The sequence below is a fragment of the Mitsuaria sp. PDC51 genome (assembly GCF_900113225.1).
Lineage (GTDB): Bacteria > Pseudomonadota > Gammaproteobacteria > Burkholderiales > Burkholderiaceae_C > Roseateles.
This window is the reverse complement of sequence record NZ_FOZE01000002.1, coordinates 1448411-1462305: the sequence shown is the minus strand read 5'-3', so window position 1 is coordinate 1462305 and position 13895 is coordinate 1448411. Positions and strand designations below refer to the sequence as shown.

Sequence of the window (13895 nt, the reverse complement as noted above, 5' to 3'; positions counted from 1 at the left end):
GCGCCGGTGTGCGGAGCCTCTGTAGTGGAGCCAGGAATTTAGGGCCCCGGCGGGCGCCCTCGACAGCGTAAAACCCTTTACGCAGCATTGCGCAAGGGCTAACCCGGGGGCCTTCGTCAAGGTCGTGCCCGGCAGGTTCGGATCACGCAACAGGCGTCTTTCACGAGGCTGACGACCGGGGGCCAGGACGTGCCACAACAGCGGCACAGCGAACGCGTGTCACCGGAATCTCCTGCGGGAGAGCGGTGCTTCTTCCGACCGGGAAGCGCGCGCCGCGGGCCGCGTGGCTATGCTGCGCGCCTGCTCGAACGCAGGACATCCCCGAGGCGCGCCGGACGCGCCTCGCGACACGACATGACAAGCACAGGAGGTTCCTCATGACCCGTTCCGGAAAGTTCGCCGCCCTCGGTCTCGCGCTCGCGCTGGCCGCGGCGGGCGTGCAGGCGGCGGCCCCGCAGGTGAAGACCCAGGCGCCGGGCTACTACCGCCTGATGCTGGGCGATTTCGAAGTCACCGCCCTCAGCGACGGCACCGTCGACCTGCCGGTGGACCAGCTGATGGACAAGGCCAAGCCCGGCAGCGTCGTGAAGGCGCTGAACAAGCAGTTCCTGAAGCCGCCGGTGGAGACCTCGATCAATGGCTACCTGATCAACACCGGCACCAAGCTGGTGCTGATCGACACCGGCGCCAATGGCGCCTTCGGTCCGACCACCGGCAAGCTGCTCGCCAACCTGAAGGCGGCGGGCTACCAGCCCGAGCAGGTCGACGAGGTCTACATCACCCACCTGCATCCCGACCATGCGGCCGGGCTGAGCAAGGACGGCCAGGCGCTGTTCCCGAACGCGGTGGTGCGGATGGACCAGCACGACGCCGACTACTGGCTGAACCTGGACAACGCCGCCAAGGCGCCGGCCGGGCACAAGGACTTCTTCGCCGCCGCGATCGCGGCGCTCAAGCCCTACAAGGACGCGGGCCGGCTCAAGCCGTTCAGCGGCGAGACCGAGCTGGTGCCGGGCGTGCGCACGCACGCGGCCTACGGCCATACGCCGGGCCACACGGTCTACATGGTCGAGAGCCAGGGCCAGAAGCTGGCGGTGTGGGGCGACCTGATGCACGTCGCCGCGGTGCAGTTCCCGGACCCGTCGGTGACGATCGCCTTCGACACCGATTCGAAGGCGGCGATGCCGCAGCGCAAGCTGGCCTACGCCGATGCGGCGAAGCAGGGCTACTGGGTGGCGATCGCGCATGTGTCCTTCCCCGGCATCGGCCACGTGGCCGCCGACGGCAAGGGCTATCGCTGGGTGCCGGTGAACTACAGCGTCAAGCCTTGAGGGGCAGGGCGACGGTGGGCGGGCCGCCCGCCGTCGCCCTCAATCGAAATACTGCTGCCGCAGGCGCTCGTAGCGCCCATCCCGCCTGAGGCGGTCCAGCGCGACCTGCAGCCGCCGCGCGATCGCCGGGTCGCTGTCGGCGGGCAGGCCGAACCAGTAGGCCTTGTCCACGTCCATCGACAGCACCGGCGTGAGCGTCGAGTACGGCAGCTTCAGCTCCCGCAGGTGCCAGGCCGCGGCCCAGTCCAGCATCACGATCAGGTCCATGCGGCCGGCGAGCAGCTTGCGCAGGTTGGTGGCGTCGTCCAGGCCCAGTTCCAGCTCCTGTTCCGGCCGCAGGCCGTCCGCGAGCAGCTGACGGGCGGCGGCCGAGTCCCGCGATACCCCCAGCCGCAGACCGTTGAGCTGCTTGAGGCTGGCCGGACGCACGTCCGTGCGGTGGCGCAGCCGGTACACGAGGATCCGGCGCGGACTGATCGGGCCGACCCAGCGGTATTGGTGTTCGCGCTCTGGCGTGCGCACCAGCGAGAACAGCACGCTGTCGGCGCGCCGCGCCGCTTCCTGCACCGAGCGCTGCCAGGGCAGCACCTCGATGCGCAGCCGCACGCCGGCCTCGGCGCTCATCAGACGCAGCAGCTCGGTGCTGAAGCCGCTCGCCTCGCCCGCCTCGGCGTAGTTCAGCGGCGGCAGGTTCTCGGTGAAGGCGACCAGCTCGCGCGGCGCGTCCTGGACCGCGCTGGCCGGCACCTGCGCGGCGATCGCCGTCGGCATCGCGCCCGCGATCAGGCCCGCCGCCAGCAGGAGGCAGCTCAGACGGCGCTCCTGCAGGGGCTCGATCACGTTCGGCATCGGCGCAGTGTAGGAAGCGGTGATGACACGGCGCCAACGGGGCGCCCGGTGAAACGTCAACAAGGTCACGGCATCAAGCCCGGGGAAGCCCTTTCCCTCCGAAGAGGGGAACGGCGTGCAGGCGCGCGCCCGTCGGCGCGGCGACGGCTATCCTGCGCGCCGCCGCGAAGTCGCCAGGATCGGCGCCGCGCTACGTTTCCCAGGGAGAACACCACATGAAGACGCTTCGGGTCGCCGCGATGGCCGCCCTGATGGCCACCGGGGCCACCTCCGCCACCTCGACCATGGCCGCCACCGCCGCCGAATTGGGCGAGCCGCTCGTTTATGCCTCGATCGCCGTGGGCGGTGTCGATGGCAGCCATGAGTCCTACAAGCGCGACGGCAGCCAGCTGTCGATCGGTTATGGGCTGGGTTATCGCTTCAATGCCAACTACAGCGTCGAGCTGTATTCACGCAGCCTGGAGTTCAAGATCTTCGGCCCGCGCCGCGACTTCGAATATCCGGACTCGCATGTCGGCATCGCGGCCGTGGGCCGCTATCCGCTGGCGCGGATGTTCAGCCTGACCGGTCGCGTCGGCATCGGCCGCACCAAGATGTCCCGCGACGACGGCGTGAACCCGAGCGACAAGACCACCGTGACCGCCGGCGTCGGCGCCGCGCTGGAGTTCGGCCGCCACGTCGCGCTGACCGCGGGCTACGAGCGCTTCTCCGGCATCAACACCGGCCTGTGGCTGGTGGGCTGGCAGCTGGCGTATTGAGCCACCGGTCGCCGGGGCGCCGCAGCGCCGGCCCCCGGCCGGCCCCGCGCCGTCTCAGGCGTCCATCTGCTTCTGGAAGACCAGGCCCGCGTGCTCGCGCAGCGCGTGGAACTTGATCTTGGGCCAGTTCTCCTGCATCGCACGGAGCTCGCCAGCGTACTCGAGCAGCACCGTCGGCGCGTTGACCGCGTCCCAGGCCACGCGGTGGGCGTTGTGGTCGATGAAGCGGCGCAGCTCCTTCTCGCCGCCGTCGGCCTCGTCGCAGGTCACCCAGCGCGCGACGTTGTAGCGCGCCGGCGTGATGCGGGCCTTGACGCCGTACTCGTGTTCCAGGCGGTGCGCGACGACTTCGAACTGCAGCTGGCCGACCGCGCCCAGCAGCAGCACGCTGCCGGCCTCGGGGCGGAAGACCTGGATCGCGCCTTCCTCGCCGAGCTGGCGCAGACCCTCGCGCAGCTGCTTGGTCTTGAGCGGGTCCGCCACCTCGACCGAGCGGAACATTTCCGGCGCGAAGAAGGGCAGGCCGGTGTACTGCAGCGCCTCCCCCTCGGTGATGGTGTCGCCCAGCTGCAGCACGCCGTGGTTGGGGATGCCGATGATGTCGCCGGCAAAGGCCTCGTCCAGCAGCTCGCGGCGCTGCGACAGGAAGCTCACCACCGTGTTGGGCCGCAGCTCCTTGCCCGAGCGCACGACCTTGAGCCGCATGCCGCGCTCGAAGTGGCCCGAGGCCACGCGCAGGAACGCGATCCGGTCCCGGTGCGCCGGGTCCATGTTGGCCTGGATCTTGAAGACCACGCCGGTGAACTTGGGCTCCTCCGGCTGCACCACGCGCTGCATCGCGGCGCGCTCGGCGGGCGCGGGCGCCAGCTCGACCAGCGCGTCCAGCACTTCCTGCACGCCGAAGTTGTTCACCGCGGAGCCGAAGAACATCGGCGTCTGCCGGCCGGTGAGGAAGGCTTCCTCGTCGAAGGCGGGGGCCGCCTCGTTGACCAGCTCGATCTCGCCCTGCGCGTTCTCGTACTGCATGCCGAAGCGTTCGACATAGGCTGGGTTGTCCAGGCCCTCCAGCACTTCCTCGGTGCCGGCGGCGCGGTCCTCGCCGGGTGAGAACACGCGCATGCGCTGCTGGCGCAGGTCCATCACGCCGTGGAAGTGCTTGCCCATGCCGACCGGCCAGGTGAAGGGCACCACCGTCATGCCCAGCTCGCGCTCGATCTCGTCCATCAGCGCCAGCGGCTCCTGGACCTCGCGGTCCAGCTTGTTGACGAAGGTCAGGATCGGCGTGTTGCGCGCGCGGCAGACCTGCAGCAGGCGGCGGGTCTGCGGCTCCACGCCGTTGGCCGCGTCGATGACCATCAGCGCCGCGTCGACGGCGGTCAGCACGCGGTAGGTGTCTTCCGAGAAGTCCTGGTGGCCCGGGGTGTCCAGCAGGTTGATGACGCAGTCGCGGTATTCCATCTGCATCACCGACGAGGCCACCGAGATGCCGCGCTGCTTTTCGATCTCCATCCAGTCGGAGGTCGCGTGGCGCGAGGCCTTGCGCGCCTTCACCGAGCCCGCGATCTGGATCGCGCCGGAGAACAGCAGCAGCTTTTCCGTCAGCGTGGTCTTGCCCGCGTCAGGGTGCGAAATGATGGCGAAAGTGCGGCGGCGGCGCACTTCGGACTGGATACGGCTGGGCTGATCGGTGGACATGACGGCTCTTGGGCGGCGAACCCGCGATTATCGGGGTTCTTCCCTGCCGCGACCCGGCGCTCAGTCCGGCGTCATGAACGGCCGCACCCGCGCCAGCAAGCGCTCCACGTAGTCCGCCTTCTCGCCGACGGGCGCGGCGTAGGTGAGCGCGTCGCGCGTGGCGGCCTCGCCGGCCTTGCTCCACATCAGCCATGCCGCCAGGTATTGCGAGGCCAGGCATCCGCCCGAGGTGGCCACCGGGCCGCGGGCATGGAAGGGTTCGTCGAGCACCCGCACGCCGGCCTCCACCAGCCAGGGCCGGGTGCTCGCATCGGTGCAGGCCGGTGCGTCGCCCAGCAGCCCCAGGCGCGCCACCAGCAGCGCGCCGGAGCACTGCGAGGCGATCAGCTGCCGCGTCGGATCGATCTGCAGCCGGTCCAGCAGCGCCGAGTTCTCCGCGATCGCCCGCGTGTAGATGCCGGAGCCGAACCAGACCGCGTCGGCCTCGTTGGCCCATTCGAGCGGGCGTTTCAGCTGCACGGTGACGCCATTCATCGAGGTCACCGCCGGACCCGGCCCGCACAGCTCGGCGGACCAGCCCTGCGGCTTGAGCCGGTTCAGCAGTCCCAGCGGAAGGAAGCTGTCGATCTCGTTGAAGCCGTCGAAGGAGAGGATGGCGATGCGCATCGGAGGTCCCACCAGGCGATGCGGCCGACTGTAGCGCTCACACCCGCGCCGCCCAAGCCGGTGGGGTTATTGCCGCGGGCTCACTCGCCGGCCAGCAGGCGGAAGGTGTGGCGCGCCATCATGAGTTCCTCGTCGGTGGGGATGACCCAGGCCTCGCAGCGGCTGTCGACGGTGCTGAGGCGGCGTTCGGGCGGGCCGTCGCGGTTGGCGGCCTCCTGCACCGACACCCCCAGCCACAGGCAGCGCGACAGCACCCGGCGGCGGATCTCGGCCGAGTGCTCGCCGATGCCGGCGGTGAACACCAGGCCGTCGAGGCCGCCCATCTCCGCGGCCAGCGCGCCGATCTCGCGGGTGACGCGATGCACGAACACGTCGACCGCGAAGCGCGCCCGCGGCACATCGCTGGCCAGCAGCTGCCGCATGTCGCTGGACACGCCCGACAGCCCCAGCAGCCCGGACTCCTTGTAGAGCAGCGTTTCCAGCTCGCGCGCGTCCATGCGGTGCTCGTCCATCAGGTAGAGCAGCACGCCCGGGTCGACGGCGCCGCTGCGCGTGCCCATCGGCAGTCCGTCGACGGCGGTGAAGCCCATGCTGCTGGCGATGCTGCGCCCGCGATGCAGCGCACAGGCGCTCGCGCCGTTGCCCAGGTGCAGGACGACGACGCGCCCGTCCGCCAGCCGCGGCGACAGCGCCGGCAGCCGCGACGCGATGTACTCGTAGCTCAGCCCATGGAAGCCGTAGCGCCGCACGCCGGCCTCGAACAGCGCATACGGCAGCGCGAAGGCGTCGGCGACGTCGGACTGGCCGCGGTGGAAGGCGGTGTCGAAGCAGGCCACCTGCGGCAGGCCGGGCAGGGCGGCGAAGGCGCGGCGGATCGGCGCCAGGTTGTGCGGCTGATGCAGCGGCGCCAGCGGGACCAGCGTCTCCAGCGTGGCGAGCACCGCCGGCGTCACCACCACCGGTTCCTGGAAGGCCGTGCCGCCGTGCACGACGCGGTGCCCGATGCCCAGCATCGAGAGGCCCGGGAATTCGTGCCGGACGAACTCGACCAGGTGCTCGAGCGCCCCCTCGTGGCCGAGCCGCTCGCCGACCGGCCAGTCGCGCGAGCCCGCCTTCGTGCCGTCGGCATGGGCGGCTTCGAAATGCGGCGTCGCGGTGCCCAGGCCCTCGACCTGCGCGCGCAGTTCGAGCCGCAGGGGCCCCTGCCGGCGATCGTCGTGCAGCGAGAACATCGACAGCTTGATGCTGGACGAGCCGGCGTTGACGACCGCGATGAACTCGCCTTCCAGCCTTGGACCCATCGCTCACCCCTTCATGAGGACCGCCGCCGATGCCGGACATCTGCCCGTTTCCAGCACCGCCGCGCGACCCCCGCGTCGCTTGATTTGTTGCAGCGCAGCATGCATCATCGACCGCGACTCGTCGTGAAAGCCCGAGGAACAAACAGGGTCAAGCGCGCGGCGGGTCGGGGCGTCGGAAAACTTGTCCGAATGCGCGGCGACAACGGGACGCCGCGCGGTCCTCCAGCACAGGGAGCCAGCCAGTGATCACCTCGTTCCGAAGCGCCGGCGGGCCGGCCGGCCAAGCGCCGTCATCGGTGCCGTCCATCGCGCCATCCGTCGCGCATCCGCCCAGCGCGCATCCCCATTACGACCGCCTCATCGAGGCCGTGCGGCACCTGCCGCCGCTGCGCATGGCCGTCGTGCATCCATGCAGCGATGTGGCACTGCTGGCGGCGACCGAGGCCGCCTCGCTCGGGCTGATCGAGCCGGTGCTGATCGGCCCGGCGGGCAAGGTCTCGGAGGCCGCGGCGGCGGCCGGCGTGGATCTCGCGCGCTTCACCCTGTTCGACGTCCCGCACAGCCACGCGGCCGCCGAGATGGCGGTGACGATGGCGCTCAAGGGCAGCGTGGACGCGCTGATGAAGGGCAGCCTCCATACCGACGAACTGATGGGCGCCGTCGTGCGCCGCGAGGGTGGGCTGCGCACCGCCCGGCGCATCAGCCATTGTTTCGTGATGGACGTGCCGGGGCATCCCCAGCCGCTGATCATCTCGGACGCGGCGATCAACATCGAGCCGACGCTGGAGGAGAAGGTCGACATCGTCCAGAACGCGATCGACCTGGCGCATGCGCTGCGACTGCCCGAGGTGCGTGTGGCGCTGCTCTCGTCGATGGAGACGGTGAATCCGAAGGTGCCGTCGACGATCGACGCCGCGGCGCTGTGCAAGATGGCCGACCGCGGACAGATCACCGGCGCGGTGCTGGACGGCCCGCTCGCGATGGACAACGCCATCGATCCGGAGGCGGCCCGCATCAAGGGCATCGTGTCGCCGGTGGCGGGCCGCGCCAACGTGCTGATCGTGCCGGACCTGGACGCCGGCAACATGCTGGCCAAGAGCCTGAGCTTCCTGGCGCAGGCCTACGCGGCGGGCGTGGTGCTGGGCGCGAAGGTGCCCATCGTGCTGACCAGCCGCGCCGATTCGCGCACCGCGCGGCTGGCGTCCTGCGCGCTGGCCTCGATGCTGGCCGAGGCCCGCCGCGGCGGGCGCATCAAGGCGATCGGCTGAGACCGCGACCGGAGGCCTGGGCGCCGGCCCACGAAAAAGGGGACCTCGCGGTCCCCTGGCTGCCGGCGGCGGGTGTGCCCGCCGTCGCGACGATCACTCTTCCAGCAGCGAGCGCAGCATCCACGCGGTCTGCTCATGCACCGTCAGGCGCTGGGTGAGCAGGTCGGCGGTCGGTTCGTCGCTGGCCTTGTCGACCAGGTCGAACAGCGCGCGCGCGGTGCGGGCCACGCCTTCATGGCCGTCCACCAGGATGCGCACCATGTCCAGCGCCTTGGGCGGCGTGGCCGGCGCGTCCGGCAGCGAGCTCAGCTGCGCGAACTGGGCGTAGGAGCCCGGCGCCTTGTGGCCCAGCGAGCGGATGCGCTCGGCCACCGGGTCGACCGCGTTCCACAGCTCGGTGTACTGGGCCATGAACATCGCGTGCAGCGAGTTGAACATCGGCCCCGTCACGTTCCAGTGGAAGTTGTGCGTGGTCAGGTACAGGGTGTAGGTGTCGGCCAGCAGCTTGGACAGGCCCTGCGCGATCGCGGCGCGGTCCTTGTCGCTGATGCCGATCTGGAGGGATGGCGCACCCTTGGCGGAGGGCGCCTTGGCGGGAGAGGGGCTCTTCTTGGCCATCGAGGGACTCCTTCTGGGAATGGAAGACAAAAGACGCTGCGCAGCCTAACTGATCCACAGCCGCGGTCGTGTGAACGGCGCGCGCATGTCAGACGACGCTGTGGCGCATCCAGTCGATCAGCGTCTGGGTGTTCAGCGCGGCGCCGGCGGCGACCAGCAGCCAGCCCACGGTGCGTTGCCCGGATCGAAGGGTCATGTCTTGCTCCTTGCAAATGAACCCGCGACGGGACGCGCCTGGGGCGCTGGCCGCGTTTGTAGGTCCTCGATTCGCCGCCGACATCTCCCGGACGGAGGATGCCGGCGGCCGATGAGCTGCTACTTTAGGGATTAGCTATTGATATTGCCATTCGAATGGCTTCACCGATGTCATAGCCAGAATCAAACGCGGCGGCGCCAACGAAAAAGCCGCCCGGAGGCGGCTTCGCTGGCGCGTGGGGCGGTCAGGCCTGGACGCGACGGCGGCGGCTCCAGCCCAGGCCCAGCAGGCCCAGGCCGGCCAGCGCGAAGGAGGCCGGTTCCGGCACCGCGTTGGCGTTGATGAAGTCGCGGTGGATGCTCACCGGCACGAAGCCGTTGAACTCGCCGAAGCTGCTGTTCAGCGCGTCGTCCACGTCGCCCCAGAAGCTGCCGAAGGTCAGGCCGAAGGAGGTGACCGACGCCACCTTGCCGTCGATGAACTCCGGACCGCCCGAGTCGCCGCCGGCCGAGGACACCTCGTTGGCGCCGCGGCCGGTGTTGCAGAACTTGGCGCTGGGCGGCAGGCCCAGGCCGTCGACCGCGATGTTGCAGGCCAGGTCGTTGGCGGGCAGGCCGTTGTCGAAGTCCGACAGGTAGGTGTGCTCGATCTGCTCGGCCGGCTCGCCCAGGATGTCGGCCCAGACGCCGCCGAAGTCGGCGTCGCCGAGGCGGAAGTCATAGCGGTTGTCGCCCTGGCGCAGGCGGCCGGTGCCCAGGTTGTCGCCGACGTTGCCGCCGGTGTCCGAGCGCGCGCCGTAGCCGGCGATGTTGAAGTCCTTGCCGGTCAGGTCATCGCCTTCATACAGGCCGTGGGACTTGACCGACCAGTCCACCAGCTTGTCCAGCGACAGCACGGCGATGTCGTTCTGGTCGATCACCTCGCCGGTGTAGGCGGCGTGGACCGCGTAGTTGGTCACCTGGTAGGAGAACGAGGGCTGGTTCCAGGTGATGTTGTCCGGGTTGTTGCCGGTATAGAAGTAGACCGAGGTGCTCAGCGGGCGCGCGTTCGTGCCGTCGCTGACGCAGTGGGCGGCGGTCAGGATCGAGCGCTGGTTGGGCAGCAGCGTGCCGGAGCAGATGAACTGGCCGGCCGCGCCGTAATCCATGATCAGCGTCGCGACGCCGCCGTACTGCGAGCGCGGCGCGAAGTAGCGCGGATCGCCGCCGCCGGCGGCGGTGGCGGTCGAGGTCACGCCGACGATGGTGCTGGCGGCGGTCCAGCTCAGGCCATTGGCGGAGCCCGACACGGTGGTCGGGCCCGCGTGCGCCACGCCCGCGGTCAGCAGCGCGGCGGCGAGGAGGGTGGGTCGAAGTTTCAAGATTTCCCCCTGATGCGATGGTTGGACATGGCGATGCACCCAGGACCCTGCGTCCGGGGCGAGCGCGGCCACGGAGCCGGGTAGGCGCCGTGCGCATAGCGAGGCTATCGGTGACGACTTCGTGAGAAATTCACGGATACCCTGACGACCCCCGCTTCGAGGGGGGCGGGTCTTGCCAGCCCGTCGCGGCGGGTGGCGGGCCTATCGAGGGCCGGTCAGGAGAGCAGCTTCACGCCGCTGAGCTTGCAGGCGTAGACCGCGTTGCGCAGCGCGGCGACCGCCTCGTAGCGGGTGAAGGTACGGCGCCAGGCCAGCACCACGCGGCGCGTCGGGGCCGGGTCCTCGAAGGGCACGTAGCGCAGGTGCGGCGGCACATGCTCCGGCACGCTCAGCGCCGGCACCACGGTGACGCCCATGCCGGAGGCCACCATGTGCTTGATCGTCTCCAGCGAGCTGCCCTCGAAGCTCTTGCGGATGCCCTCGGCGTCGGTGGAGAAGCGCGCGAATTCCGGGCAGACCTCCAGCACGTGATCGCGGAAGCAATGGCCGTTGCCCAGCAGCAGCATGGTTTCGGCCTTGAGCTCCTCGGCGCTGATGCGCTCCTTCTTCGCCAGCGGATGCACCGCCGGCACGGCGACGACGAAGGACTCGTCGTACAGCGGCGCCACCGCCAGGCCGGCGTCGGGGAAGGGCTCGGCCATGATGGCGCAGTCCAGCTCACCGGTGCGCAGCATGTCCAGCAGCTTCTGGGTGAAGTTCTCCTGCAGCATCAGCGGCATGCGCGGGTAGAGGTCGATGCAGTGGCGCACCAGCTCGGGCAGCAGGTAGGGTCCGATCGTGTAGATGATCCCCAGCCGCAGCGGGCCGTCCAGCGGGTCCTTGCCGCGCTTGGCGATGTCCTTGATCGCGCTGGCCTGCTCGATCACCGACTGGGCCTGGCGCACGATGTCCTCGCCCAGCGGGGTCATCGTCACCTCGTTGGCGCCGCGCTCGAAGATCTTGACGTCGAGCTCCTCCTCCAGCTTCTTGATCGCCACCGACAGCGTCGGCTGCGAGACGAAGCAGGCTTCCGCCGCGCGGCCAAAGTGGCGCTCGCGGGCGACGGCGACGATGTAGCGCAATTCGGTCAGGGTCATGGGCCGGCATTGTCCTCAGAATGCGGCCTTCTGGCACCGTCCCGTACACTGCCGCCCCACCCCAAGGGCCCCGGCCCATCCTCCAGGGGACACGCATGACCGAACCGACCCCCCCCTACGCCGCGCCGCGCCCGCAGGCGACCGCCGACCGCAAGCCCGTGACGCTGCAGCGCCTGCTCGACATGCATGCCGCCGGCGAGAAGATCGCGATGCTCACCGCCTACGACGCCACCTTCGCCCATGCGATGGAGGAGGCCGGCGTCGATTCGATCCTGATCGGCGACTCGCTGGGCAACGTGGTGCAGGGACTGCAGACGACGGTGCCGGTCACGCTGGAGTCCATGGTCTATCACACCGCCTGCGTGGCCCGCGCGCGCCGCCTGGCCTGGATCGTGGCCGACCTCCCCTACGGCACGTATCACGAGTCGCCGCAGGTCGCCTGGCGCCATGCGATGCAGCTGGCGCAGGCCGGCGCCCACATGGTCAAGCTCGAGGGCGGCGGCTGGACCACCGACACGGTGCGCTTCCTCACCGAGCGCGGCATCCCCGTCTGCGCCCACCTCGGACTGACGCCGCAGACCGTCACCGCGCTGAGCGGCTACAAGGTCCAGGGCCGCGATGAAGCCGGCGCCGCGCAGATCCGGGCGCATGCGCGCGAACTCGTCGACGCGGGCGCGCAGATGCTGCTGCTCGAGATGGTGCCCGCCGCGCTGGCCGGCGAGCTCACGCGCACGCTGGGCGTGCCGGTGATCGGCATCGGCGCCGGCGCGGAATGCTCCGGCCAGGTCCTGGTGATGCACGACATGCTGGGCGTGGGCGGCGGCCGCAAGCCGCGCTTCGTGCGCGACTTCATGCAGGGCTCGGCCTCGGTCGGCGAGGCCTTCGCCCGCTACGTCGCCGACGTCAAGTCCGGCGCCTTCCCGGCGCCCGAGCACAGCTACTGATCATGCAGATCCACCACGACATCGCCGGCCTGCGCGCCGCGCTCGCGGGCGACCGCCCGGTGGCCTTCGTGCCCACGATGGGCAACCTGCACGACGGCCACCTGGCGCTGGTGCGCCAGGCCCGCGCGGCGGTGGGCGAGGGCGGCCTCGTGGTCGCCAGCATCTTCGTCAACCGGCTGCAGTTCGCGCCGCACGAGGACTTCGACCGCTACCCCCGCACGCTGGCGCGGGATGCCGAGCTGCTCGAGGGCGCGAGCTGCGACCTCGTCTTCGCGCCCGACGAGCGCGAGATGTATCCCGAGCCGCAGGGCTACAAGGTCCATCCGCCCACCGAGCTGGCCGACATCCTCGAGGGCCACTTCCGCCCCGGCTTCTTCGTCGGCGTCTGCACCGTGGTGGCCAAGCTGTTCCAGATCGTGCAGCCGGACGTGGCCGTTTTCGGCAAGAAGGACTACCAGCAGCTGATGGTGATCCGCCGCATGGTCGACCAGCTGGCGATGCCGATCCACATCCTGGCCGGCGAGACCGAGCGCACTGCCGACGGCCTGGCGCTGTCCTCGCGCAACGGCTACCTCAGCGAGCAGCAGAAGCAGGACGCGCTGCTGCTGTCGCGCACGCTCAAGGCGATGATCGGCCGCTGGCAGGCGGGCGAGCGCGACCTGGACCGCATCGAGGCCGACGCCATGCAGGCGCTGCGCGACGCGGGCTGGGCGCCGGACTACCTGACGCTGCGCCGCCGGCATGACCTCGGCCCGGCGCGCGAGGGCGAGGCGTTGGTCGCGCTGGCGGCCGCCCGGATCGGCCAGACGCGCCTCATCGACAACCTCGAGTTCTGAAACCGGCGGTGTCTTTCCGTCGCTGATCCTGGGCACTCAGGGGCGCGGATGGCGACGCTGGGTGACACGCATCACCCTGTGAAGGTGTCGTTAGGGAAAGCCCGATCGGTTTTCGTGCGGGCCGCGCACCGGGGCCATGACGTGTGTCAAGGCGACCACGATACTTCGCGCTTCTTTGCCAGAAGCGGGGGCCACAAGCTCCCATTGCGAGCCCCCATGAAGACGACTTCCTTCTCTTCCTCGATCGCCGCCGCTCCCCGGTGGCTGGCCCTGACGGCCGCCCTGGGCGGTGCCCTGATGCTGGCCGCCTGCGGCGGTGGCGATGACAACGACAGCGGCAGCCCGGCGCAGAGCCCCAAGCCCAACCCGGTGACGACGCCGCCGACGCTCACCTGCAGCGCCGCCGGCATTGCCGCGTCGAACGCCAGCACTGCCGCGCGCACCGTGTGCATGCTGACCAGCGACGGCGAGATCGTCATCGAGCTGGACGCCCGCACGCCGATCACCACCGACAACTTCCTGAAGTACGTCAGCGCCAAGTACTACGACAACACCATCTTCCATCGCGTCGTGCCGAACTTCGTGGTGCAGGGTGGCGGCTTCTCGACGGGTTACGTGGCGAAGAATCCTGGCGCCAACCTGGGCGGCACGATCAAGCTGGAGACCAACGTCGGCCTGTCCAACACGAAGTACACGATCGCGATGGCGCGTGGCACTGCGGCCGACTCGGCGACCAGCCAGTTCTATTTCAACTCGGTCGACAACAGCGCGGCGCTGGATTACAAGAGCGCCTCGCAGCCGGGCTATGCCGTTTTCGGTCGCGTCATCTCGGGCCAGGCCACGGTCGACAAGATCAACGCCGAGCCCCAGCTCTACAGCGGTTCCGAAGTGACGGCCACCGAAGTGCTGCTGTACTGGGCCATCCAGCTGAAGTAAG

At 69.9% G+C, this 13895-nt stretch carries 13 protein-coding genes; 6 read left to right on the top strand and 7 right to left on the bottom strand.

The window, feature by feature from the left end:
* Positions 1-377: 377 nt before the first annotated feature.
* Positions 378-1331: an MBL fold metallo-hydrolase gene (locus BM393_RS17860; RefSeq protein WP_091729474.1), complete on the top strand. Its 954-nt coding sequence runs from the start codon at positions 378-380 to the stop codon at positions 1329-1331.
* Between the two features lie 39 nt (positions 1332-1370).
* Here BM393_RS17860 and BM393_RS17855 read toward each other — a convergent pair whose 3' ends face one another.
* Positions 1371-2180 carry an ABC transporter substrate-binding protein gene (locus BM393_RS17855; RefSeq protein WP_091729469.1) on the bottom strand — a complete coding sequence of 270 codons (810 nt, stop codon included), beginning with the start codon at positions 2178-2180 and terminating at the stop codon, positions 1371-1373.
* 215 nt (positions 2181-2395) lie between these two features.
* Here BM393_RS17855 and BM393_RS17850 point away from each other — a divergent pair, with 215 nt between their 5' ends.
* Positions 2396-2938 carry an outer membrane beta-barrel protein gene (locus tag BM393_RS17850; RefSeq protein ID WP_091729465.1) on the top strand — a complete coding sequence of 181 codons (543 nt, stop codon included), beginning with the start codon at positions 2396-2398 and terminating at the stop codon, positions 2936-2938.
* A 54-nt stretch (positions 2939-2992) separates the two neighbouring features.
* On the opposite strand, the gene BM393_RS17845 is transcribed toward BM393_RS17850, so the two are convergent.
* The 3 genes from BM393_RS17845 to BM393_RS17835 all read right to left on the bottom strand — a co-directional run bounded on the left by BM393_RS17845 (position 2993) and on the right by BM393_RS17835 (position 6600).
* Positions 2993-4633, bottom strand: coding sequence for a peptide chain release factor 3 (locus tag BM393_RS17845; protein WP_091729462.1), 1641 nt, complete (start codon positions 4631-4633; stop codon positions 2993-2995).
* Between the two features lie 60 nt (positions 4634-4693).
* Positions 4694-5299: a DJ-1/PfpI family protein gene (locus tag BM393_RS17840; RefSeq protein WP_091729458.1), complete on the bottom strand. Its 606-nt coding sequence runs from the start codon at positions 5297-5299 to the stop codon at positions 4694-4696.
* A gap of 80 nt (positions 5300-5379) precedes the next feature.
* Positions 5380-6600, bottom strand: coding sequence for an acetate/propionate family kinase (locus tag BM393_RS17835; RefSeq protein WP_091729454.1), 1221 nt, complete (start codon positions 6598-6600; stop codon positions 5380-5382).
* Positions 6601-6905: 305 nt separating this feature from the next.
* On the opposite strand from BM393_RS17835, the gene BM393_RS17830 reads away from it, so the two are divergent.
* Positions 6906-7868, top strand: coding sequence for a phosphate acetyltransferase (locus BM393_RS17830; RefSeq protein ID WP_091731772.1), 963 nt, complete (start codon positions 6906-6908; stop codon positions 7866-7868).
* 93 nt (positions 7869-7961) lie between these two features.
* On the opposite strand, the gene BM393_RS17825 is transcribed toward BM393_RS17830, so the two are convergent.
* The 3 genes from BM393_RS17825 to BM393_RS17815 form a co-directional block, all read right to left on the bottom strand.
* The gene (locus BM393_RS17825) at positions 7962-8486 is read right to left on the bottom strand and encodes a Dps family protein (RefSeq protein WP_091729451.1); all 525 of its coding nucleotides are present in this window, start codon (positions 8484-8486) and stop codon (positions 7962-7964) included.
* A 440-nt stretch (positions 8487-8926) separates the two neighbouring features.
* On the bottom strand, positions 8927-10042 hold the full coding sequence (locus BM393_RS17820) for a trypsin-like serine protease (RefSeq protein ID WP_091729446.1): 1116 nt from the start codon (positions 10040-10042) through the stop codon (positions 8927-8929).
* 215 nt (positions 10043-10257) lie between these two features.
* Positions 10258-11178 (bottom strand): hydrogen peroxide-inducible genes activator, encoded by a 921-nt coding sequence (locus tag BM393_RS17815; RefSeq protein WP_091729441.1) that lies wholly within the window; start codon positions 11176-11178, stop codon positions 10258-10260.
* A 95-nt stretch (positions 11179-11273) separates the two neighbouring features.
* Between BM393_RS17815 and panB the strand changes: the two genes are divergently transcribed.
* The 3 genes from panB (at position 11274) to BM393_RS17800 (ending at position 13894) form a co-directional block, all read left to right on the top strand.
* Positions 11274-12122, top strand: coding sequence for a 3-methyl-2-oxobutanoate hydroxymethyltransferase (gene panB, locus BM393_RS17810; protein ID WP_091729437.1), 849 nt, complete (start codon positions 11274-11276; stop codon positions 12120-12122).
* Positions 12123-12124: 2 nt separating this feature from the next.
* The gene (panC, locus tag BM393_RS17805; protein WP_091729434.1) at positions 12125-12958 is read left to right on the top strand and encodes a pantoate--beta-alanine ligase; all 834 of its coding nucleotides are present in this window, start codon (positions 12125-12127) and stop codon (positions 12956-12958) included.
* 216 nt (positions 12959-13174) lie between these two features.
* Positions 13175-13894, top strand: a complete 720-nt coding sequence (locus BM393_RS17800) for a peptidylprolyl isomerase (RefSeq protein ID WP_175538397.1) — start codon at positions 13175-13177, stop codon at positions 13892-13894.
* Position 13895: the final 1 nt, after the last annotated feature.